At 74.9% G+C, this 21,291-nt stretch carries 15 protein-coding genes and 1 pseudogene; 8 read left to right on the top strand and 8 right to left on the bottom strand.

The annotated features are described in order from the left end of the window. Nucleotides 1-130: 130 nt before the first annotated feature. Both ACFYZR_RS17850 and ACFYZR_RS17845 read left to right on the top strand, forming a co-directional pair. Nucleotides 131-4,324, top strand: coding sequence for a Pls/PosA family non-ribosomal peptide synthetase (locus ACFYZR_RS17850; RefSeq protein ID WP_391911180.1), 4,194 nt, complete (start codon nucleotides 131-133; stop codon nucleotides 4,322-4,324). Next, nucleotides 4,321-5,727 (top strand): M1 family metallopeptidase, encoded by a 1,407-nt coding sequence (locus ACFYZR_RS17845; protein ID WP_391911178.1) that lies wholly within the window; start codon nucleotides 4,321-4,323, stop codon nucleotides 5,725-5,727. The genes ACFYZR_RS17850 and ACFYZR_RS17845 overlap by 4 nt, the downstream gene beginning before the upstream one ends. A 48-nt stretch (nucleotides 5,728-5,775) precedes the next feature. On the opposite strand, the gene ACFYZR_RS17840 is transcribed toward ACFYZR_RS17845, so the two are convergent. After that, nucleotides 5,776-6,057 (bottom strand): peptidylprolyl isomerase, encoded by a 282-nt coding sequence (locus tag ACFYZR_RS17840; protein ID WP_391911176.1) that lies wholly within the window; start codon nucleotides 6,055-6,057, stop codon nucleotides 5,776-5,778. Between the two features lie 159 nt (nucleotides 6,058-6,216). Between ACFYZR_RS17840 and ACFYZR_RS17835 the strand changes: the two genes are divergently transcribed. The 3 genes from ACFYZR_RS17835 (at nucleotide 6,217) to ACFYZR_RS17825 (ending at nucleotide 9,571) form a co-directional block, all read left to right on the top strand. After that, nucleotides 6,217-7,182, top strand: a complete 966-nt coding sequence (locus ACFYZR_RS17835) for an FAD-dependent oxidoreductase (RefSeq protein ID WP_391911174.1) — start codon at nucleotides 6,217-6,219, stop codon at nucleotides 7,180-7,182. Nucleotides 7,183-7,213: 31 nt separating this feature from the next. Continuing rightward, entirely contained in the window at nucleotides 7,214-8,155 is a 942-nt protein-coding gene (locus ACFYZR_RS17830) for a dihydrodipicolinate synthase family protein (protein WP_391911172.1), read from the top strand. Nucleotides 8,156-8,245: 90 nt separating this feature from the next. Next, entirely contained in the window at nucleotides 8,246-9,571 is a 1,326-nt protein-coding gene (locus tag ACFYZR_RS17825) for a hypothetical protein (protein WP_391911170.1), read from the top strand. Here the strand turns inward: ACFYZR_RS17825 and ACFYZR_RS17820 are convergent, their stop codons facing one another. From ACFYZR_RS17820 to ACFYZR_RS17810, 3 genes are all read right to left on the bottom strand, one after another. Further along, entirely contained in the window at nucleotides 9,572-11,170 is a 1,599-nt protein-coding gene (locus ACFYZR_RS17820) for an AMP-binding protein (RefSeq protein WP_391911168.1), read from the bottom strand. It lies immediately after the preceding gene. Nucleotides 11,171-11,574: 404 nt separating this feature from the next. After that, nucleotides 11,575-13,929: a Tex family protein gene (locus ACFYZR_RS17815; RefSeq protein ID WP_391911343.1), complete on the bottom strand. Its 2,355-nt coding sequence runs from the start codon at nucleotides 13,927-13,929 to the stop codon at nucleotides 11,575-11,577. A gap of 140 nt (nucleotides 13,930-14,069) precedes the next feature. Then, nucleotides 14,070-14,936, bottom strand: coding sequence for a hypothetical protein (locus ACFYZR_RS17810; RefSeq protein WP_391911166.1), 867 nt, complete (start codon nucleotides 14,934-14,936; stop codon nucleotides 14,070-14,072). Between the two features lie 140 nt (nucleotides 14,937-15,076). On the opposite strand from ACFYZR_RS17810, the gene ACFYZR_RS17805 reads away from it, so the two are divergent. Beyond that, nucleotides 15,077-16,060, top strand: a complete 984-nt coding sequence (locus ACFYZR_RS17805; protein WP_391911164.1) for a GlxA family transcriptional regulator — start codon at nucleotides 15,077-15,079, stop codon at nucleotides 16,058-16,060. Between the two features lie 60 nt (nucleotides 16,061-16,120). Further along, nucleotides 16,121-16,750 (top strand): DJ-1/PfpI family protein, encoded by a 630-nt coding sequence (locus ACFYZR_RS17800; RefSeq protein ID WP_391911162.1) that lies wholly within the window; start codon nucleotides 16,121-16,123, stop codon nucleotides 16,748-16,750. Between the two features lie 218 nt (nucleotides 16,751-16,968). On the opposite strand, the gene ACFYZR_RS17795 is transcribed toward ACFYZR_RS17800, so the two are convergent. Further along, nucleotides 16,969-17,721 (bottom strand): enoyl-CoA hydratase/isomerase family protein, encoded by a 753-nt coding sequence (locus ACFYZR_RS17795; protein ID WP_391911160.1) that lies wholly within the window; start codon nucleotides 17,719-17,721, stop codon nucleotides 16,969-16,971. A gap of 192 nt (nucleotides 17,722-17,913) precedes the next feature. Here ACFYZR_RS17795 and ACFYZR_RS17790 point away from each other — a divergent pair, with 192 nt between their 5' ends. Further along, nucleotides 17,914-18,426, top strand: a complete 513-nt coding sequence (locus ACFYZR_RS17790; protein WP_391911158.1) for an ATP-binding protein — start codon at nucleotides 17,914-17,916, stop codon at nucleotides 18,424-18,426. Here the strand turns inward: ACFYZR_RS17790 and idi are convergent. The 3 genes and pseudogenes from idi to galE form a co-directional block, all read right to left on the bottom strand. After that, the gene (idi, locus tag ACFYZR_RS17785) at nucleotides 18,401-19,012 is read right to left on the bottom strand and encodes an isopentenyl-diphosphate Delta-isomerase (protein WP_391911156.1); all 612 of its coding nucleotides are present in this window, start codon (nucleotides 19,010-19,012) and stop codon (nucleotides 18,401-18,403) included. The two genes, ACFYZR_RS17790 and idi, sit on opposite strands and share 26 nt — an antisense overlap. A 149-nt stretch (nucleotides 19,013-19,161) precedes the next feature. Then, nucleotides 19,162-20,106: pseudogene (locus tag ACFYZR_RS17780) on the bottom strand (cation diffusion facilitator family transporter); the annotation flags it as partial. A gap of 151 nt (nucleotides 20,107-20,257) precedes the next feature. After that, on the bottom strand, nucleotides 20,258-21,244 hold the full coding sequence (galE, locus tag ACFYZR_RS17775; RefSeq protein ID WP_391911154.1) for a UDP-glucose 4-epimerase GalE: 987 nt from the start codon (nucleotides 21,242-21,244) through the stop codon (nucleotides 20,258-20,260). Nucleotides 21,245-21,291 lie beyond the last annotated feature (47 nt).

Below are 21,291 nucleotides of genomic sequence, written 5' to 3'. Positions count from 1 at the left end.
CAGGGTGCGTTCGATTTACGGAACGTTGGGAACCGGCATACGAACCCCTCGTGGGCGGGTGCCGTCTGTGGTTGCGGGCGTCGTCCGATGGCGTCCGTGCCACCCACGTCGAATAGAGGCGTACCGACCGATGTCATCGACCCTCCCAGGACCCGCACCCGTACCCACGGGCTCCGCAGCGGGCAGGGCGCGCTACGGAAGCGCCCCGCCCCACCCGGAGCGCACCCTGCTCGACGTGTTCGATTCCACCGCCGCCGCGCACCCCGATGCCCTCGCCCTGGACACCGGCAGCGAGACCCTGACCTACCGGGCCCTGACCGCCGAGGTCGCCTACCGCGCCGACCGGCTGCGCCGGGCCGGCGCCGGCCCGGGCGACCGGATCGGCGTCCGCGTGCCCTCGGGCACCGCCGAGCTGTACCTGGCGATCCTCGCCGTCCTCCGCTGCGGCGCCGCCTACGTCCCCGTCGACGCCGACGACCCCGACGAGCGGGCCGCCACCGTCTTCCGCGAGGCCGGGGTCTGCCTGGTCATCACCGCGGACACCCTGCTGCCGGGCCCCGCCCCCGCCGCCGGCCCGCACCGTCCGACGCTGCCCGACGACGACGCCTGGATCATCTTCACCTCCGGCTCCACGGGTGCGCCCAAGGGCGTCGCCGTCAGCCACCGCAGCGCCGCCGCCTTCGCCGACGCCGAGGCCGGTCTCTTCCTCAAGGACTGCCCGCTCGGCCCCGGCGACCGCGTCCTGGCCGGGCTGTCCGTGGCCTTCGACGCCTCCTGCGAGGAGATGTGGCTGGCCTGGCGGCACGGCGCCTGCCTGGTGCCCGCCCCCCGCTCCCTCGTCCGCGCCGGCCACGAGCTCGGGCCCTGGCTCGTCGAGCGCGGCATCACCGTCGTCTCCACCGTGCCCACGCTCGCCGCGCTGTGGCCGCCGGAGTCCCTGGACCGGGTGCGGCTGCTGATCGTCGGCGGCGAGGCCTGCCCCGCCGAGCTGGTCGACCGCTTCGCCGTGCCCGGCCGCGAGATGTGGAACACCTACGGGCCCACCGAGACCACCGTCGTCGCCTGCGCGGCCCGGATGCACCCCGGCGAGCCCGTGCGCATCGGACTGCCCCTGGACGGCTGGGAACTGGCCGTCGTCGACCCGGCGGGCGAGCCCGTGCCCTGGGGCGCCGAGGGCGAGCTGGTCGTCGCCGGCGTGGGCGTCGCCCGCTACCTCGACCCGGTCAAGGACGCCGACCGCTACCGCCCCTCGGCCGCCCTGGAGACCACCCGCGCCTACCGCACCGGCGACCTCGTCCGGGCCGACCCCGAGGGCCTGGTCTTCGCCGGGCGCGCCGACGACCAGATCAAGATCGGCGGGCGCCGGCTGGAGCTCGGCGAGATCGACGCCGCGCTCAGCGCCCTGCCCGGTGTGCTGGGCGCCGCCGCGGCCGTCCGCACCACCCCGGCCGGCGGCCGGCTGCTCGCCGGGTATGTGGTGCCCGGCCCCGAGTACGACCGCGAGCTCGCGAGAAAGCTGCTGGTGGAACGGCTGCCCGCCGCGCTGGTGCCCGTCCTGGGCGAGGTCGCCGAGCTGCCCACCCGCACCTCCGGGAAGGTCGACCGCGACGCCCTGCCCTGGCCGCTGCCCACCGCCGGCGACGACGCGGCGGAGGGCGGGCCGCTGACGGGGACCGCCGCCCGGCTCGCCGACCTCTGGGAGGAGCTGCTCGGCACCCGGCCCTCCGCCGGCTCCGACTTCGTCTCCCTCGGCGGCACCAGCCTGGCCGCCGCCAAGATGGCCTCCGCGCTGCGCGAGCACTACCCCGGCGTCTCCGTCGCCGCCCTCTACCGCCATCCCGTGCTCCGCGACATGGCCGCCCACCTCGACTCCCTCGCCCCGCAGGAAGCCGTGCGGCGCGAGGTCCGGCCCGTGCGCCGCCGGATGGGCGCGGCCCAGATCGTGGTGCAGACCGCCCTGTTCGGCGTCGCCGGGCTGCGCGGGATCGTGGGCCTGGCCGCCGCCGACAACGTCCTGGGCCTGCTGGCCCCCGAGGCCTGGGCCCCCCACACCTCCTGGTGGCTGGTGCTGGCCGGCTGGCTGATCCTCTTCAGCGCCCCCTCCCGCTTCCTGCTGGGCGCGACCGCCGCACGCCTGCTCACCGGGGGCATCGCGCCGGGCGCGTACCCGCGCGGCGGGCGGGTCCACCTGCGGCTGTGGGCCGCCGAACGCACCGTCGCCTCCTTCGGCGTCCCCGCCCTGCTCGGCACCCCCTGGGCCGTCTGGTACGCCCGCGCCCTGGGCTGCGCGACGGGCCGGAACATCTCCCTCCACGCCATGCCGCCGGTCACCGGCCTCGCCGAGTTCGGCGACGGCTGCGGCGTCGAGCCGGAGGCCGACCTCGCGGGCTGGTGGCTCGACGGCGAGACGCTGCGCGTCGGCGCGATCTCCATCGGCGCCGGCGCCCGCGTCGGCCACCGCACCATGCTGATGCCGGGCGCCTCCCTGGGCCCGGCCGCCACCCTCGAGGGCGGCGGCTGCCTCGACGGCCACATCCCGGCCGGCCAGACCTGGGAGGGCTCCCCGGCCCGCCCGGTGGCGGTTCCGCCCACCGCCGGGCCCGCGCACTCCGGGGCGCCGGCCCTGGACGTGTCCTACGCGGGGACGGGCCACGGTGCCCCGTCCGGCGCCGCCGGTCCGGCCGGCGGGCAGGGCCTGGGCGAGCCGTTCCCGGCCCAGGCGTTCGGCTCGGCGGCCCCCGCCGGTCACTCCGGTCCGGCCGACGCCCGGCCGTTCCCCGGCGCGAGCCGGGACGCCGGCGTCTCCCACGCCGACCCCCACCCCGCGCGGAGCGCGCACGCGCACGTCCCCGGGGCACGGCGCCCCGACGGCACCGGGCGCGGCGCCCGGAACACCGCGCGGCACCGCCGCTCGCGCCGTTGGTCCCTCGCCTACGCGCTGTCCCTCGCCGGGCTGCCGCTGCTGCCGCTGCTGGCCGCGCTGCCCGCGCTCGTCGGCACGTACTACCTGATCGAGGGCTGCGCCACCCTCACGACCGCCGGCCTGTGGCTGCTGGCCGCCGTCCCGGCGTTCACCTTCGTCACCACCGTCTGCTGGATGCTGCTCATCGCCCTGGTCGTGCGGATCCTCGGCCGCGGCATCACCCCGGGCAACCACCCCGCCGACGGCGGCGTCGCCTGGCGGGTCTGGCTCGTCACCCGGCTCCTCGACGGCAGCCGCGCCGGACTCTTCCCGCTCTACGCGAGCCTGGCCACCCCCGGCTGGCTGCGCATGCTGGGCGCGCGGATCGGCAAGCGGGCCGAGATCTCCACGGTCCTGCCGCTGCCCTCGCTGCTCACCGTCGACGACGGCGCGTTCCTCGCGGACGACACCCTGGTCGCCCCGTTCGAGCTGCACGCGGGCCGGATGCGGCTGGGCCGCGTCCGTATCGGGCGCCGGGCGTTCGTCGGCAACTCCGGCATCGTCGGCCCCGGTCGCGAGGTTCCCGACCACGCGCTGATCGGTGTGCTGTCCGACGCCCCCGCCCACAGCGAGCCCGGCAGCTCCTGGCTGGGCCGCCCCGCGATGCCGCTGCCGCGCGTCGCCTCCGGCGGCGACGCCGGGCGCACCTTCGAGCCGCCCCGACGGCTCGTCATGGCCCGCGCGGCCGTCGAACTGTGCCGGGTGCTGCCGCTGATGTGCGGCCTCGCGCTCACCGAGGCCGTGATGCTGATCGAGCAGGACGCCCTGGACGACCACGGCCTCGGCTTCGCCGCGCTCATCGCCGCGCCCCTGCTGCTGGCCGCCGGCATCGTGGCCGCGCTCACCGCGACCGCCGCCAAGTGGCTGCTCGTGGGCCGTTTCAAGGCCGGGGAGAACCCCCTGTGGAGCTCCTTCGTATGGCGCAACGAGCTCTACGACACCTTCGTGGAGTCCCTCGCCGTGCCGTGGCTGGCCGGTCCGTTCACCGGCACGCCGGTCCTCAACTGGTGGCTGCGCAGCCTCGGCGTCCGCATCGGGCGCGGCGTGTGGTGCGACACCCACTGGCTGCCGGAGACCGATCTGATCTCCCTCGGCGACGGCGCCACCGTCAACCGCGGCTGTGTGCTCCAGACGCACCTCTTCCACGACCGGATCATGCGCATGGACCGCGTCGACCTCGGCACGGGCGCCTCGCTCGGCCCGCACGGCATCGTGCTGCCGGGCAGCACGGTCGGCGAGCACGCCGCCATCGGCCCGTCCTCCCTCGTCATGCGCGGCGAGACGGTGCCCGCCGGCACCCACTGGGCGGGCAACCCCATCGCCGGGGCGGAGCCCCGGCCCGCACCCGAGCTGGTGGCATGAGCCTCCGGGACCGCTTCTCGTGCAGCCGCCGCGGCCTCCTCACGGCCGCGGCGGCGCTCCCGCTGGGCGCCGCCGTGCTCTGCGCCGGCGGCGACAGCCGCCGCACGGCCGACGAGCCGGGCTACTTCCCCCGGCACGGCTCCCACGGCCACCGCACCCTCGCCTACGACCTGCGGCTCGACTACGACCCGGGCCGGGCCTGGCTGGACGGCCACGCCCGGATCCACGCCGTCGCCAACGACCGTACGCGCGTGGTGGCGCTGGACCTGGCCCGGCTGTCGGTGCGCTCGGCGCACCTCGACGGGGAGCCCCTCGCGGTCCGGCGCCGCGACGGCAAGCTCCTCCTGACGTCCGCCCGGGCCCTCGCGCCCGGGCAGGCGTTCGTCCTCGACATCCGCTACGCGGGCCGGCCGAAGCCCGTCACCACGCCCTTCGGCGGCGTCGGCTGGGACCGCACCGGCGACGACCACGACGGGACGCTCGTCGCCTCCCAGCCCGTGGGCGCCCCCTCCTGGTTCCCCTGCAACGACCGCCCCGACGACAAGGCCGCCTACACCTTCACCGTCACCGTGCCCCGGGGCCACCACGCCCTGGCCAACGGCACGCTGCGCGAGCACGTGCCCGTGGGCGACGGCGCCAGGGAGCGCTGGACGTACCACCACCCCGGGCCCATGTCCTCCTACCTCGCCGCCCTCTACACCGGCCGTTTCCTCCACGAGGAACGCGGCGGGGTCCGCAACTCCTACCCGCCCCGCCTCGCCGAACGGGCCCGCCACGACCTGGCCCGCCAGCCGGAGATGCTCCGCGCCTTCGCCGGGCTCTTCGGCGACTACCCCTTCGAGTCCTACGGGGCGGTCGTCGTCGACGCGGAGCTGGCGGCGCCGGTGGAGAACCAGACGCTGTCCGTCTTCGGCGGCAACCATGTGGACGGGCGGCGCGGCTGGGAGACGCTCGTGGCCCACGAGATCGCCCACCAGTGGTACGGCAACAGCGTCGGCCTCGCCGACTGGCGGCACATCTGGCTCAACGAGGGCTTCGCCACGTACTCGGAGTGGCTGTGGTCGGAGCACCTCGACGAGGACGACGCCGACACCCTGGCCCGGCAGGCGTGGCAGGACCTCTCCGGCCGCAGGCAGAACCTCCGCATCGCCGACCCGGGCCGGCGCAGCCTCTTCGACGACCGGGTGTACGTCCGGGGGGCCTGCACCCTCCACGCGCTGCGGCTGGCCGTGGGGGACGACGACTTCTTCCGCACCCTGCGCACCTGGCACGACGCCCACCGGGGAGGCAGCGCGGACACGGACATGTTCCTGGCCCACGCCGAGCGGGTGACGGGCCGTGAGCTGCGCACGGTGCTCCACCCCTGGCTCTACGACAAGCGGCTGCCGGACTTCCCGGCCTGAGCCCCGGGTCTCCGAGGGGCGGACCCCCTCGGAAACCCGGTCCTGAATCTAGTCCTGCCGGCTGGTGACCTCGACGAGGTGCATCCCGAACTGCGTCTTCACCGGGCCCTGGACCACGCCGACCGGCGCGCTGAAGACGACCTGGTCGAACTCGGGAACCATCTGGCCCGGCCCGAACGAGCCGAGGTTGCCCCCATCGCGGGAAGAGGGGCACGAGGAGTGCTTCCTGGCGAGCTCGGCGAAGTCCGCGCCACCCTCGATCTGCTCCTTCAGCTGCAGCGCTTCGCTTTCCGTCTTCACCAGGATGTGGCGAGCAGTGGCCGTGGCCATCGTATGTCCCTTCGAGTGGGCCGATCATGAAATGAGCTACCCGGCATGCTACAGAGCCCTGCTCCGGACACCCGGCGGCGTGCCGGTCGGCCCCCGTCCCTCCCCACGGGTGTGCCGCTTCCCGCCCGGCGGCGGGGAATTCACCGGTACCGTCGGCGCATGGCAAGCGATGTGATCGTGGTCGGTGCAGGGGTCATCGGCCTGACCAGCGCGGTGGTCCTGGCGGAGCGCGGCCGGCGCGTCGAGGTGTGGACCCGCTCGCCGTCCGCGGAGACCACCTCGGCGGTGGCCGGCGGCCTGTGGTGGCCGTACCGGATCGAGCCGCGCGACCGGGCGGGCGACTGGGCGCTCGCCTCGCTCGCGGTCATGACCGGCCTGGCCGACGGGCCGGAACGCACCGGCGTGCGCCTGGCCGAGGGGACGCACGCGGGCCAGGCCCCGGGCGAGCTGGGCGCGTGGGCGGACCGGGTGCCGGGGCTGCGTACCGCGGGCGCGGGCGAGTTGCCGCACGGCTACGACCGCGGGGTGCGCGTCCGGCTGCCGTTGCTGGACATGGCCACGCATCTCGCCTACCTGACCCGCCGGTTGGGCGCGGCGGGCGGCACCGTCGCCGTCCGTGCGGTCGCCTCGCTCGCGCAGGCGGCCCGCTCGGCGCCCGTCGTGGTCAACTGCACCGGTCTGGGCGCCCGCGACCTGGTGCCCGACCCGTCGGTGCACCCGGTGCGGGGCCAGCTCGTCGTGGTCGAGAACCCCGGCATCGACGAGTGGTTCACCGCCGCCGACGACGCCGGATCCGACACCGTCTACGTCTTCCCCCAGCCCTACGGCGCGGTCCTCGGCGGCACCGCCCAGGAACACGTCTGGGACCGGGCCCCCTCGCCCTGCACCGCCCAGGCGATCATCAGCCGCTGCTCCCGCGTCTTCCCCCGCCTGGCCCGCGCCCGCGTCCTCGGCCACCGCGTGGGCCTGCGCCCGGCCCGCCCGCGCGTCCGCCTGGAGGCCGAGCCGCTGCCGGGCGGGGGCAGGCTGGTCCACAACTACGGCCACGGCGGCGCGGGCGTCACGGTCTCCTGGGGATGCGCCCTGGCGGCGGCGGACCTGGTGGAGGTGGCCACGCCGTCTTGACAGCGCGGGCCCGGACGGAATGCTGTACCGCGTGACGCACCTGCCCACACCCCTGACCGGCGTCGTCCCTCCGCTCTGCACCCCCCTCACCCCCGGCGGCGAGGTGGACGTCCGCTCCCTCGTCTCGCTCGTCGAGCACCTGCTGGACGCCGGGGTCCACGCGGTGTTCGCCCTCGGCACCAGCGGCGAGGCCGCGTTCCTGAGCGACGCCCAGCGCGACGAGGTGCTGCGGGTCACCGTCGAGGCGGTGGCCGGGCGGGTGCCCGTGCTGGCCGGCGTCATCGACATGACCACCGCCCGCGTCGTCGACCGGGCCCTGGCCGCCGCCGCCCACGGCGCCGACGCGCTCGTGGCCACCGCACCCTTCTACGCCGGTACGCACCCCGCCGAGACCGCCGACCACTTCCGCCGCGTCCGGGCCGCCGTGGGCCTGCCGCTGATCGCCTACGACATCCCCCAGACCGTCCACAGCAAGCTCACCGCCCCCGTCCTCCTCCGGCTCGCCGAGGACGGCACCCTCGCCGGGCTCAAGGACAGCAGCGGCGACCTGGGCGCCTTCCGCCGCCTGCTGGTCGCGCTGCGCGAGCGCGGCCTCGACGGTGCCTTCGCCGTGCTCACCGGCTCCGAACTCACCGTGGACGCGGCCCTGCTGGCGGGCGCGCACGGCGTCGTCCCCGGCCTGGGCAACGTCGACCCGGCCGGGTACGTACGGCTGTACGACCATGCGCGGGCCGGGCGCTGGCGGGAGGCGGCGGCCGAGCAGGACCGGCTCGCGGCGCTGTTCGCCCTCGTCGACGCGGGGGACACCACCACGATGAGCGGCGGCGCCGCCGCGCTCGGCGGCTTCAAGGCCGCCCTGCGCGCGCTGGGGGTCATCGACTGCGCGGCGACGGCCGCGCCCCAGCGGCCGCTGTCCGAACAGGCCGTGGCCGAGGTCCGCCGGCGGCTGGCGGAGGGCGGACTGCTCGCGTAGCGCGAGCCGCTCACGTGACGCGCGCTTCCTGCCGAAGACGAACGGTGAACGCCGACCGGTGGGAGAGCCGCTCATGGACGAGGTGCCGCCTTGGACGAGGTGACCGCGCGCTATGTGGAACTGTGCCGCGCCGACGGGAGCGGGCCGGCCGGGGGTGGGCTGAGCGCGGCCGTGGCCGAGGCCGAGCTGCCGGCCTGTCTGCGCGACGCCCGGCTGCTGGCCCGGCCGCTGTTCGCCGACGAGCCCGGGCTGCGGTCGGCGGCGGACGACCTGCTGGCCCTCTTCGACGTCCTGGTCTCCCTGCCCGACCGTCTCTTCGACGGCGACGTCGAGCGGTACTGGGCGGCCCTGGGCGGCGAGCCCCGCCTGGGCCCGCTGCTGCGGCGCCACGTGCGCGCCGGACGGCCCGCCGACCGCTTCGGCCGGGCGGACCTCTACCGCGACGAGCACGGTCGCTTCGCCCTGCTGGAGTTCAACATCGCCGGGGGAGTGGGCGGCTTCGAACTGGGCGAACTGCCCCGCTCCCTCGAAGCCGTGCCCGCCTTCGCCGCGTTCGCCGAGCGGTACGCGCTGCGGCACGTACGGACCGCCGAACGCGTGGCCGCGACGCTGCGGGCCGTGGCGCCGCGCCCGTCCCCCGTCGTGGCCCTGGTGTTCGCCCCGGGGGCGCTGCCCCGCTACCGGCGGCCGATCGCCGGTACCGTCGACGTGCTGGAGGGCCAGGGACTGGAGGTGCTCCTCGGCGAACTGGGCGACGTACGGGGCGAGGCCGGGAAACTGTTCGTCGGCACGGCCCGCGTCGACGTGGTGCTGCGCTACTTCACCGTCGACGACACGATCGGCCACGAGGACGCCCTCGACGCGATCACACGCGCCCAGGAGAAGGGGACCGCGGTCCTGTGGACCGGGCTGGACAGCGCCCTGTTCACCAACAAGGGCGCCCTGGCGCTGCTGTCGGACCCCCGGTGCGACGCCGTGCTCTCCGCGCCGGAGCGACGGGTGACGGAACGGATCCTGCCGTGGACCGCACTGCTGACCGCGCCACTGGTCGACCGGTGCGTCGAGGAACGCGAACGGATGATCCTCAAACCCTGCCGCGGCTTCGCGGGCTCGGGCGTCGTCGCGGGCTGGGCCTGCCCGGAACGGGAGTGGCGCGACGCGCTGCGCTCCGCCGCGGACGGCGGGTTCGTCGTACAACGCCGGGTCGTGCCCCGCCCGGAGCCGGTCGTGGACCCGGGGACGGGGGCGACCGAGGACTGGACGCCGGTCTGGGGCCTGTACGTCACCCCCGACGGATACGGGGGCAACGCCATCCGCGCGCAGCGCGCCACCGGCGGTGACGTCATCGGCTACAGCACCAGCACCGAGACCCTGGCCACCGTCGCCTTCACCCGGCCCGCCGGCGACGAGCCCTGATCAGCCCGCGGGCTCCGCCCGCGCCGTCGTGTCCCCGTGCAGCAGCCCCTGGTGCCCGGCCCAGTGGGGCGCGCGCAGGGCGGTCTTGTCGACCTTGCCGATGGGGGTCAGGGGCAGCGCGTCGACGAACTCGAAGCTCGCGGGCAGATAGACGGGCCGCTCCAGCTCGGCCAGCACGCACTTGCGCAGCTCGTCGAGCTCGACGTGCGCCCCGGGAGCGGTGACGACGACGGCGTGGACGGCCTGCCCGTAGAACGGGTGCGGCACCGGGATCACCGCGGCGGCCCGCACCGCGGGGTGGGTGGTCAGCGCGTTCTCCACCAGCGGCGAGTAGATGGCGGACCCGGCCTCCCCCGTGATGATCACGTCATTGCGCCGGTCCATGAGGAAGAAATAGCCCTCCTCGTCCCGGTAGCCGAGGTCGCCGGTGCGCAGCCAGCCGTCCGGGTGGAACGCGGACGCTGTGGCCTCCGGCTGGTTGAGGTAGCGCTCCATGACGCGCGGCCCGCGCGCGCAGATCTCCCCGACCTCCCCCGGCGGCAGGGACCGGCCCTGGTCGTCGCGGACGTCCGTCTCCATGTCGGGGAAGGAACGCCCGACCGAACGCAGCAGTCTCCCGCCGTCCAGGAGGTGATCGGCGGAGTCCAGCGCTGTGAGGCCGAACGCCTCCGTCTGCGCGTAGAGCTGCCACAGCACCGGGCCGAACCGGTCGAGGGCCTGCTGGAGCCGGTCCGGGGTGATCGGGCTGGCCCCGTACATGACACGGCGCAGCCCGGAGCAGTCGACGCCGGCCAGCGCCGGGTGGTCGAGCAGCCGGTACAGCATCGGGGGCATCAGCATCATGGCGGTGATCGGCTCGTTCGTCAGCGCCTCGATCACGGCCTCCGGGGTGAAACGGTCCAGGAGGACGAGCGTGCTGCCCCCGGCCAGGCTCGTCAGCGCGTACAGCCCGCCGACGTGGGCGATCTGGCTCGTCACCAGCAGCCGCACGGGCTCCGGCAGGAAGGGGTGCGCCAGGATCGTCCGGTACATCCGGTGCCGGTGGAGGATGCACTTGGTGAGGCCCGTGGTGCCGCCGGAGCACAGGACGGTCTCGACCCGCGAGGCGTCCGCCCAGCCCTGGCCCGGGGCGGGGTCGGCCCGCCGGGCCACGTCCAGGATGTCCGGCGCCGGCCCGCCGGGGCCCAGCGACCAGAGGCGGGCCCCGGAGAACGCGCTCGTGACGGCCTGCGCGCCCGCCTCCGGGATCCGGTCGTCCATGATCAGGACGTCGGCGGGGGCGTTCTGCGTGATGCTGGCGTACTCGGCCGGGCCCCGGTCCATCGGCATCGGCAGGAACCGCGCCCCCACCAGGTGCGCGGCGAAGGGCACCCACACCGCCTCGGGGCGGTTGCCGCTGGCGAGGGCCACGGTGGTGCCCGGGCCGAGCCCCAGCGACCGGAACCCCGCGGCCAGCCGGCGGATCGCCTCCGCGAGCTCGGCGTAGGTCATCCGGCGGGCGCCGTGCACCACGGCCTCCCGGCTCCCGTACCCGGGAAAGACCTCGTCCACCAGCCAAGCGGCGTAACTGCGCCCTGCCACTCCGTCCGACCCGTCCATGGGCCCGCCTCCTCTTCCGGTTCCGGTCAACCGCCCCTGGTCGGTGGAGGACGGGACGTCGCGGGCGACGGCGCGCGCTGTTGACGGGCGTCATCCCGTCTGATCGATGGCCGGTGACGCGGCGGGTCTCACCGGGAACGTGGAGCATTCATCCGGTCGGGCGCAGCAATCGGCTCGTGCCGACGACGGCGGGCGTCGGTTCGGCACCGCCGGACCGCGCCGTGGCGGCCGATCGCCGTCGCGGCGGAGGGGGGGTGCCCCAGTCCCGCCCCTTCCCGAAACCGGGGGCTCCGCCCCCGGCCCCCCCGGGTTGTGGGCAATCGTCCCGCTGGGCTGGGGGCACCTCCCAGCGGTAGCTGGGGGAGGGTGGGCACAACCCGACCACCGGGCCGCACCCGGCCCCGCTACAGCAGCCCCGCCCGCCGCAGTGCGTCCGCCATCGCCCCGTCCGCCGCCGGGGGAGTGGCGGCCTGGCGGCCGCCCTCCGCCCGGCGCGGGCGCGGCGCGCCGCCCCGACGCTCGCCGCCGCGCTCCGCGCGCTCGCGGGGCGCTCCGGCGCCGCGCGTCGCCGGCGCCGCGTCGTCGTCCAAACGGAGCGTCAGCGAAATCCGCTTGCGCGGAATGTCGACATCCATCACCTTCACCCGCACGATGTCCCCCGGCTTGACCACATCGCGCGGGTCCTTCACGAACGTCTTCGACATCGCCGACACATGCACCAGACCGTCCTGGTGGACGCCCACGTCCACGAACGCGCCGAAGGCGGCGACGTTGGTGACGACGCCCTCCAGCAGCATCCCCGGCGCCAGGTCGCCGATCTTCTCGACGCCCTCCTTGAACGTGGCCGTCTTGAACGCGGGTCGCGGGTCGCGGCCCGGCTTCTCCAGCTCGCGGAGGATGTCCGTCACCGTGGGCAGACCGAAGGCGTCGCTCACATAGTCCTCGGGGCGCATCGAGCGCAGCGCGCCCGTGTTGCCGATGAGCGAGGCGACGTCGCCGCCCGTGGCCTTCACCATGGACCGCACCACGGGGTACGCCTCGGGGTGGACGCTGGAGGCGTCCAGCGGGTCGTCGCCGCCGCGGATGCGGAGGAAGCCGGCGCACTGCTCGTACGCCTTGGGGCCCAGGCGGGCCACGTCCTTCAGGGCGCGGCGGGAGCGGAAGGGGCCGTTGGCGTCGCGGTGGGCGACGATGTTCTCGGCGAGTCCGCCGCTGATGCCGGAGACCCGGGAGAGCAGCGGCGCGGAGGCGGTGTTGACGTCGACGCCGACGCCGTTGACGCAGTCCTCGACGACCGCGTCCAGCGAGCGGGACAGCTTCATCTCGGACAGGTCGTGCTGGTACTGGCCGACGCCGATCGACTTCGGGTCGATCTTCACCAGCTCGGCGAGCGGGTCCTGGAGCCGGCGGGCGATGGAGACCGCCCCGCGCAGGGAGACGTCGAGATCCGGCAGCTCCTGCGAGGCGAAGGCGGACGCGGAGTAGACCGAGGCGCCGGCCTCGGAGACCATCACCTTCGTCAGCTTCAGCTCCGGGTGACGGGCGATCAGATCGGTCGCCAGCTTGTCGGTCTCGCGGGAGGCCGTGCCGTTGCCGATCGCGACGAGCTCCACACCGTGCTCACGGGCGAGCCGCGCCAGGGTGGCCAGCGAGGCGTCCCACTTGTTCTGCGGGACGTGCGGATAGATCGTCTCGGTGGCGGCGACCTTCCCCGTCGCGTCCACGACGGCGACCTTCACGCCCGTACGGAAGCCCGGGTCCAGGCCCATCGTGGCGCGGGTGCCGGCCGGGGCGGCGAGCAGCAGGTCGCGCAGGTTCGCCGCGAAGACCCGGACGGCCTCGTCCTCGGCGGCCTGGCGCAGCCGCATCCGCAGGTCGATGCCGAGGTGGGTCTGGATCCGGGTGCGCCAGGCCCAGCGCACGGTGTCGCCCAGCCACTTGTCCGCCGGACGGCCCCGGTCGGCGATCCCGAAGCGCCGGGCGATCATCTGCTCGTAGGCGCTGGGGCCCTCGGTGGTCTCCTCCGGGGCCTGCGGCTCCAGGGCGAGGTCGAGGACCTCCTCCTTCTCGCCGCGCAGCATCGCCAGCACCCGGTGCGAGGGGAGCTCGGTGAAGGGTTCGGCGAAATCGAAGTAGTCGGCGAACTTCGCGCCCGCCTCCTCCTTGCCCTCGCGGACCTTCGCGGCCACCCGCCCGCGCGACCACATGCGCTCGCGCAGCTCGCCGATCAGGTCGGCGTCCTCGCCGAACCGCTCGGTGAGGATGGCGCGGGCGCCCTCGAGCGCGCCGGCGGCGTCCGCGACGCCCTTGTCCGCGTCGACGAACGCGGCGGCCGCCGCCGACGGCTCGACGCCGGGGTCGCGCAGCAGCCCGTCGGCCAGCGGCTCCAGCCCGGCCTCGCGGGCGATCTGCGCCTTGGTGCGCCGCTTGGGCTTGAAGGGCAGATAGATGTCCTCCAGGCGGGCCTTGGAGTCGGCCTCGCGGATCCGGGCCTCCAGCGCCTCGTCCAGCTTGCCCTGGGACCGTACGGACTCCAGGACCGCCGCCCGGCGGTCCTCCAGCTCCCGCAGATACCGCAGCCGCTCCTCCAGGGTGCGCAGCTGCGCGTCGTCGAGCGCCCCGGTCGCCTCCTTGCGGTAGCGCGCGACGAACGGCACGGTGGACCCGCCGTCGAGCAATTCGACGGCGGCCCGCACCTGCCGCTCCCGCACGCCGAGCTCCTCGGCGATCCTGCCTTCGATCGACGTCGACGTCGTCACGATCACGCTCCGCTTTCCCTGTTCCGCGGCGGTTCCCGCCGCGCTGAGCCGCGATCTGCATTGTGGCAGGTGCCGGTGACAGCGCCCGTGCGCCGCCCCCGGGGCGTGGGGCGGCGCGGGGTGGCGTCCCCGTGGGGCGACTACCCCCGCAGGTCGGCCGGGAAGGCGCCGCCCTGCACCAGGGTCGTGGTGTAGCCCTGCGCCAGCTCGGTCAGCCGTGCGACACCGGCGGCGCCCAGGTGCTCGTAGGGCGCGCGGTCCAGGCGGTCCGTCTCGTCCTCCAGCTCCTCGCGCTGCGCGACGCCGGCCTTCGTCAGCGTGCCGTCGGTGTTCAGCAGCCCGCGCTCCAGCAGCCGCTCCCGGCCGGCGGCCAGGTCCTCCTCGCTCCAGCCGCGCGTGCGCAGCAGCCACTTGTGGGACATGCCCTTGCCGGTGGCCGAGTGGGTCAGGATCGCCTCGATGGGGTCGATGCCGGCCTGGACGAGGACCATCAGGTGGCCGTCGCCGCGGTATTCGCGCAGCAGCGTGGTGGCGTGCCACAGCGCCAGGTGCGGGGCGTCCGGCACGGGCAGGTCGGCGTGGGCCGCGTACAGCGTGCGCATGGACCGGTCGCAGGCCTCGGTGGCCCGCAGCGCGAGCTCCGCGGCCTCGGCCATCTCCGGGGAGGCCACGGTCTCCTCGCCGAGCAGCCGCCGCAGCTGGGCGTCGGCGGCGCGCAGCCGCGCGGCCAGGACGTCCTCGGGGGAGGCGATGTCCCAGACGGCGGGGATGTGCCGGGAGACCAGCTCGTGGCTGAAGCTGAAGAAAGAGGCCGTCACCACGCCGGGCCCGACCCGGCCGAAGGCGGCGGCACGCCCCGCCAGATAGGCCGGGCCCCAGTTCTCGCCGGCGCCGATACCGAGGGCGCCCACCTCCTGCTGGAGCTCCGGGGAGAAGTACTGGGCCGAGTGGTAGGGGTTGAGGAAGGAGTGGCAGCGCCGTGCGGCGCCGGCGGGGAGAGAGGTCATGTCCCGTACCGTACGTACTGGTTGGTACGGCGGGAAAGGGTGAACGTCACAGGTGTCCGGCCGGCGGTCCACGCCGATGGCAGGAAAGGTGGGGAACCCGTCATTGCCGCCATGCCGGACGGGCCGTCAGCATGGTTGCCATGAGAACCCGCACGGTGCTGATCGTCCTCTACGAGGGACTCCAGCCCCTCGATGTCACCGGCCCCCACGAGGTGTTCGCCGGGGTGCGGCCCGACCGCGGCGCGGCGGGCGGCTACGAGGTGCGCACCGCGACGATCGACGGAGAGCCGGTCCGCAGCACGAGCGGGCTGCGGCTGGCCCCCGACGCGGCGCTCGGCGACTGCGCCGTGCCGGATCTCCTCGTCGTCCCGGGCGGGGAGGGCGCCCTCGACCCGGATCCGCGGATCGTGGCCTGGCTGCGCGAGCACGGCCCCCGGGCCGGGCGGTTGCTCTCCGTCTGCACGGGCGCGTTCCTGGTCGCGGCCGCCGGGCTGCTCGACGGCCGCCGCGCCACCACCCACTGGGCGTACTGCGACCGGTTCACCGAGCGCTTCCCGCAGGTGCGGCTGGACCCCGAGCCCATCTTCGTGCGCGACGGCCGCGTCGCCACGTCGGCCGGGGTGACGGCGGGCATCGACCTGGCGCTCTCCGTCGTCGAGGAGGACCACGGCCGGCAGGTGGCCCTCACCATCGCCCGCCACCTCGTCGTCTTCCTCCGGCGCCCCGGAAACCAGCGGCAGTTCAGCGTGCCGCTCGCCGCCCAGACCGCCGGGCGGCCGACGCTGCGCGACGTCCAGCACTGGATCGTGGAGCACCTGCGCGCCGATCTGTCGGTGGACGCGCTCGCGGACCGCGCGGGCCTGTCGCCCCGGCACTTCGCCCGGGCCTTCCGGGACGAGGTGGGGATGACGCCGGGGCGCTATGTCGACCTGGTGCGCCTGGAGGCCGCCCGCCGGCTGCTGGAGGACACCGGGCAGGGCGTGGAGGAGGTCTCCCGCGCCTGCGGCTACGGCACGCCCGAGGCGATGCGGCGGGCCTTCGTCCGGGCCCTGGGCGCGGGCCCGGCCGAATACCGGCGGCGCTTCCGGCCCATGACCACGGTTCAGCCCATCGCCGTCGGCTGACCGTTTTCCCTTCGATTTCCCATCATTTTTGTCTGAACGAGTACGAGAGAAGGCTTTGCCATGCAGATCGCCATCCTGCTCTATCCCGGCTTCACCGCCCTCGACGCCGTGGGCCCGTACGACACCCTCAGCCGTATCCCCGGTGCCGAGACCGTCTTCGTCGCCGAGCGGCCCGGCCCGGTGCCCAACGAGAGCGGCAACCTCACGCTCGTCGCCGAGCGCTCCCTCGCGGACGTGCCCCGCCCCGACATCGTCGTCGTCCCCGGCGGCCCGGACCGGTTCCTGCCGCTCGAGCCCGGCCCCGTGCGGGACTGGCTGACGGCCGTGGACCGCCACACGACCTGGACGACGTCGGTGTGCACCGGCTCCGTGATCCTGGCCTCCGCCGGGCTGCTGACGGGCCGCCGGGCCACCTCGCACTGGCTCCATCTGGAGCAGCTGCGCTCCCTGGGCGCCGAGCCGACGGGGCAGCGGGTCGTCTTCGACGGCAAGTACGTCACCGCCGCCGGGGTCTCCTCGGGCATCGACATGGGCCTCGCCCTCCTCGGCCGGATCGCGGGCGACCGGACGGCCCAGTCCGTCCAGCTGATGATCGAGTACGACCCGCAGCCGCCGTACGACGCGGGCTCCCCGGAGAAGGCCCCCGCGGACATCGTCGCGGAGCGGCGCGCGGCGTACGTGCCGCGCTAGGCGCGCGGCCCCGTAAGGGGCGCGAGCCCCTAGGGGCGCGGGGAACTGCGCGACCAGCCCCCACCGGCCCGCGGTCGGGAACGGCGCGACCGCCCAGGACGGGGGTCCGGACGGTCAGGCCTGAGCGCCCCGCTGGTGGGGCAGTCGGGTCGCTGCGGGCCGTCCCGGGCTGAGCGCGCAGTTCCCCGCGCCCCTTCGGGGCGCTCGGAACGGGGCGCTCAGACCGTCCAGTCGAAGAGCGGCATCCGCCGTTCCAAGAACGCGGCGACACCCTCGGCGGTGTCGCCGCTGCCGCGTTCCCGCGCGGCCCAGTGGGCCACGCGTTCCGCCGTGGCCGGGGACGAGGCGAACTCCTTGGCCGCCGCCTGCGTCAGCTGCGAGCGCCCCGCCAGCGTCGCCGCGAACTCCGCCACCCGGCCGTCGAGCGCGTCCGCCGGCCACACCTCGTCCACCAGCCCGGTGCGCAGGGCCCGCTCGGTGCCGATCAGCTCGGCCGAGAACAGCAGGTACTTGGCGGTCGCCGGGCCGACCAGCTCCACCAGCCGCCGGGTGGTGGACGCCGGGTAGACGATGCCCAGCCGCGCCGGGGTGACCCCGAAGGACGCCCCCTCGGCCGCGAACCGCAGATCGCAGGCGACCGCCAGCTGGCAGCCGCCGCCCACGCAGTGGCCGCGCACGGCCGCGATCGTCGGCTTGGGGAACGCCGCCAGCGCCTCCTCCGCCGCCACCGCGAGGTCCCGCGAGCCCACGCCGCCGTCGGCGGCCAGCGTGGCGATGTCCGCGCCCGCGCAGAACGTGTCGCCCTCGCCGGTCAGCACCAGCACCCGGACCGCCGGGTCGGCGGCGCAGCGCGCGAGGAGCCCGGGCAGCTCCCGCCACATCCCGGTGGTCATGGCGTTGCGCTTGGCGGGGTTGACGATCCGGACGGTGGCGACGGGTCCGTCGGTCTCGAGGCGCAGTGCGGGCTTCATGGGCGGATGCTAACCGGGACCAGGAAGTCATGATCAAACAGTCTGCCGGGCGACAGCCGTGTGCGTGATCGGTCGAACCCCGCCGGAATCCGTCGATAGCCAATGACTTCTGGTCAGCTCACCGGAGCGGATGCCAGGGTTCCCAACACTCGGCACAGGTGGTCGGGCCACGGCGAGGGGTGGGATGCGGAGATGGAGATGCGCGGGGGACGCCCGCCCGGGCCGGGACGGGCGGCCGCGCCCCGCAAGCCCGCCGAGTACGACGGGAGCTGGCGCTGGACCGCTCCCGCGCTCGACCGGTCCGTCCCCGCGGCCCGCAGCGCGGTCCGCGAGCTGATCCGGCGCCGCGCCGTGCCGCTGCGCGAGGACCAGCTGTACGGGCTGCTGCTCATCGTCTCCGAGCTGGTCACCAACGCCGTGCGGCACGCGGCGCTGCTCTCCCCGGAGGTGGCCGTGGAGGTCTCCCTGGGCCCGGAGTGGGTCCGGGTGGCCGTCGAGGACAACCACCCGTACCGCCCCGCGCCCATGGAGGCCTGCCCCGAGGACGAGCCGCGCACCGGCGGCCGGGGCCTGCTGCTGGTGCAGGCGACGGTGGAGGAGGCCGGCGGCGCCTACGACATCGAGCACACCGCCGGCGGCGGCAAGGTGGTCTGGGCCGCCCTGCCGCTGCGCCCCCGGCCTACCAGCCTGCGGCGTCCCCGGTGACCTCGCGGACCGCCGGGCGGGCGGCGTCCAGGACGGTCATGAACCACGCCGAGAAGGGGTACTTCTCGCGCAGCGCGTCCAGCTCGGCGGGGGTGACGAACGCGGTCTCCGCGATCTCGGAGGGGTCCGGGTCGGGCAGGGTCGTGACCGTGCCCACGAACAGGTGGTTGTACTCCTGCTCGACCAGGCCCGAGGCCGGGTCCGGGTGGTTGTAGCGCACGGTCCCGGCCTCGCGCATCAGCGCGGGCGCCAGGCCCAGCTCCTCACCGGTGCGGCGGGCGGCGGCGACGAAGGGCGGCTCGTCCGGGTAGGGGTGGCCGCAGCAGGTGTTCGACCACACACCGGGGGAGTGGTACTTCTCCAGCGCCCGGCGCTGGAGGAGCAGCCGGCCCGCGTCGTCGAAGAGAAAGACCGAAAAGGCCCGGTGCAGCCGGCCGGGGGCGATGTGGGCGGAGAGCTTCTCGGCGGTGCCGATGGTTCTGCCGTCCTCGTCGACCAGCTCCAGCATGATCGGTTCGGCGGTGTCGGCGGCCGCGGGAACCCGGTCCGAGTCGGCGGAGCGGCCCTTGGCAGATGTGATCGGCATTGACCATCCTCATTGTCGGTCTTCCACCTTCAAGTCTGCCGTACGGAATGCCCACGACCACGGCGGATGAGTCATCGATCCGATCGTTCGATTGATCGGACCGGCCCTCGGCCGTCCGTGGCCCGGCGGCAGGTCTCGCGGCGGGTCCAGTGGCAGAGACCGGCCTCGTGCTCGGCGTGCCCGCTGGGCTCCAGCTGAAAGGTGCAGTGCTCCACGGCGAAGTGCTCGCCGAGGCAGTCCTGAAGGTCGTGCAACATCTTCCCCTGCCCCGCCGAGTCCAGCGTGCCGGGGTCCACCACCACGTGCGCCGACAGCACCGGCATCCCCGATGTGATCGTCCACACATGCAGATCGTGGAGGCTCCGCACCCCGGGCAGGGCCAGGATGTGCGCCCGCACCTCGGCCGTGTCGACGTTCCTCGGCGCCGCCTCCAGCAGCACGTCCAGCGCCTCGCGCAACAGCTTCACCGTGCGCGGCACGATCATCAGCCCGATCACCAGGGAGGCGACCGGGTCGGCCCGCGTCCAGCCCGTCACCATGATCACCAGGGCGGAGACCACCACGGCCAGGGAGCCCAGGGCGTCCGAGAGGACCTCCAGGAAGGCGCCCCGCACATTCAGGCTCTCCTTGCTGCCCCGGGTCAGCAGGGCCAGCGAGACACCGTTGGCGGCCACGCCGACCAGGCCGAAGACGACCGTCCGCGCGCCCGGCACCGGCTCCGGCTCCGCCAGCCGCTCCATCGCCTCGACGAGGACGTAGCCACCGACCCCGAGCAGCAGCACACAGTTCAGCAGGGCAGCGAGGATCTCGGCCCGGGCGTAGCCGAAGGTGCATCTGCCGGTGGCCGGGCGGGCGGCGAAACGGATCGCCACCAGGGCCATGGAGACCCCGATCGCGTCCGTGGCCATATGGCCCGCCTCGGCGAACAGCGCGAGCGAGCCGGTCAGCGCGCTGCCCACAGCGTAGACCAGCAGGACGGTCAGGGTGATGCCCAGCGCGGTCCGCAGCCGCCCCTTGTGGGCGGCCGCGGCCGTGCCGGTCGCACCGGGCGGGGGTCCCCCGTGCGAGTGGCCGTGGTGGTGACCCGCTCCCATGCCCGCCGCCTTCCGAAGCCGTCGTCGCCGCCCGGCCGGCGGGCACCCGCCGGCCGGGCCCAGTCAACTACGGGCGGGCGGGGTATCGGGCGACGCCCCGCCGATGCCTCCGAGCACCCCACCTGACCTGCGGCGAAGCCCCCACGGGGGATCAGGCGCGACGTGCCTCCGGGTGGTGGAGACACCATCCCTCCCAGGCCGAGGCGACCATGTCGCGCAGGCCGTGGCGGGCGCTCCAGCCCAGCTCCTTCGAGATCAGCTCGTTGGACGCCACGACCCGCGCCGGGTCACCCGGACGGCGCGGGGCCGTCTCGGGCGTCAGCTCCGGGCGCCCGGTGATCTCGCCGATCAGGTCGGCCATCTCCCGGACGGACACCCCGAGGCCGGTGCCGACGTTCAGCGTCAGATCGCCCGCGCCCGGCCGCTCGGCGAGCCGGCGGGCGGCGGCCAGGTGGGCGGTCGCCAGGTCCTCGATGTGGATGTAGTCACGGACGCAGGTGCCGTCCGGGGTGGCGTAGTCGTCGCCGAAGATCAGCGGCCGCTCGCCCCGGGTGACGCGGTCGAACATCATCGGGATGATGTTGAAGATCCCGGTGTCGGCCAGCTCCGGCCGGGCCGCGCCCGCCACGTTGAAGTAGCGCAGGCACGCCGTGGCGATGCCGTGCGCGGCGCCCGTCGCCCGGACGAGCCACTCGCCGGCGAGCTTGGTCTCGCCGTACGGGTTGATCGGCTGGCAGGGCGTGCGCTCGGTGACCAGGTCCACGTCGGGCATGCCGTAGACGGCCGCCGAGGACGAGAAGACGAAGCTGCGGACCCCGGCCGCGACCACGGCCTCCAGCAGCACGGTCAGCCCGTGGACGTTCTCCCGGTAGTACAGCAGGGGCTTCTCGACCGACTCCCCGACCTGCTTCTTCGCCGCCAGGTGCACCACGCCCGTCACCCCGAGACCGGTGAGCGTCCGGTCGAGCAGCTCACGGTCCAGCACCGAGCCCCGCACCAGCGGGACCGACTCCGGCAGCCGGCCGGCCACGCCCGAGGACAGATCGTCCAGGACGGCCACCCGCTCCCCGGCCTCCGTCATCGCCCGCGCGACATGCGCCCCGATGTACCCAGCTCCGCCTGTGATCAGCCACGTCATGACGGCACCCTATTCCAGCCATCCGACGGGAAACGTTTCGTCCGTCC

Source organism: Streptomyces sp. NPDC001678 (assembly GCF_042892945.1).
GTDB lineage: Bacteria > Actinomycetota > Actinomycetes > Streptomycetales > Streptomycetaceae > Streptomyces.
The sequence above is the reverse complement of the archived record's forward strand: the minus strand, read 5'-3'. Positions and strand labels throughout refer to the sequence as shown.

Bases quoted from the DNA above. Each gene is read 5' to 3' on its own strand.
- ACFYZR_RS17850 (WP_391911180.1), top strand. From the start codon at position 131: ATGTCATCGACCCTCCCAGGACCCGCACCCGTACCCACGGGCTCCGCA.
- ACFYZR_RS17845 (WP_391911178.1), top strand. From the start codon at position 4,321: ATGAGCCTCCGGGACCGCTTCTCGTGCAGCCGCCGCGGCCTCCTCACG.
- ACFYZR_RS17840 (WP_391911176.1), bottom strand. From the start codon at position 6,057: ATGGCCACGGCCACTGCTCGCCACATCCTGGTGAAGACGGAAAGCGAA.
- ACFYZR_RS17835 (WP_391911174.1), top strand. From the start codon at position 6,217: ATGGCAAGCGATGTGATCGTGGTCGGTGCAGGGGTCATCGGCCTGACC.
- ACFYZR_RS17820 (WP_391911168.1), bottom strand. From the start codon at position 11,170: ATGGACGGGTCGGACGGAGTGGCAGGGCGCAGTTACGCCGCTTGGCTG.
- ACFYZR_RS17810 (WP_391911166.1), bottom strand. From the start codon at position 14,936: ATGACCTCTCTCCCCGCCGGCGCCGCACGGCGCTGCCACTCCTTCCTC.
- ACFYZR_RS17805 (WP_391911164.1), top strand. From the start codon at position 15,077: ATGAGAACCCGCACGGTGCTGATCGTCCTCTACGAGGGACTCCAGCCC.
- ACFYZR_RS17800 (WP_391911162.1), top strand. From the start codon at position 16,121: ATGCAGATCGCCATCCTGCTCTATCCCGGCTTCACCGCCCTCGACGCC.
- ACFYZR_RS17795 (WP_391911160.1), bottom strand. From the start codon at position 17,721: ATGAAGCCCGCACTGCGCCTCGAGACCGACGGACCCGTCGCCACCGTC.
- ACFYZR_RS17790 (WP_391911158.1), top strand. From the start codon at position 17,914: ATGGAGATGCGCGGGGGACGCCCGCCCGGGCCGGGACGGGCGGCCGCG.
- idi (WP_391911156.1), bottom strand. From the start codon at position 19,012: ATGCCGATCACATCTGCCAAGGGCCGCTCCGCCGACTCGGACCGGGTT.
- galE (WP_391911154.1), bottom strand. From the start codon at position 21,244: ATGACGTGGCTGATCACAGGCGGAGCTGGGTACATCGGGGCGCATGTC.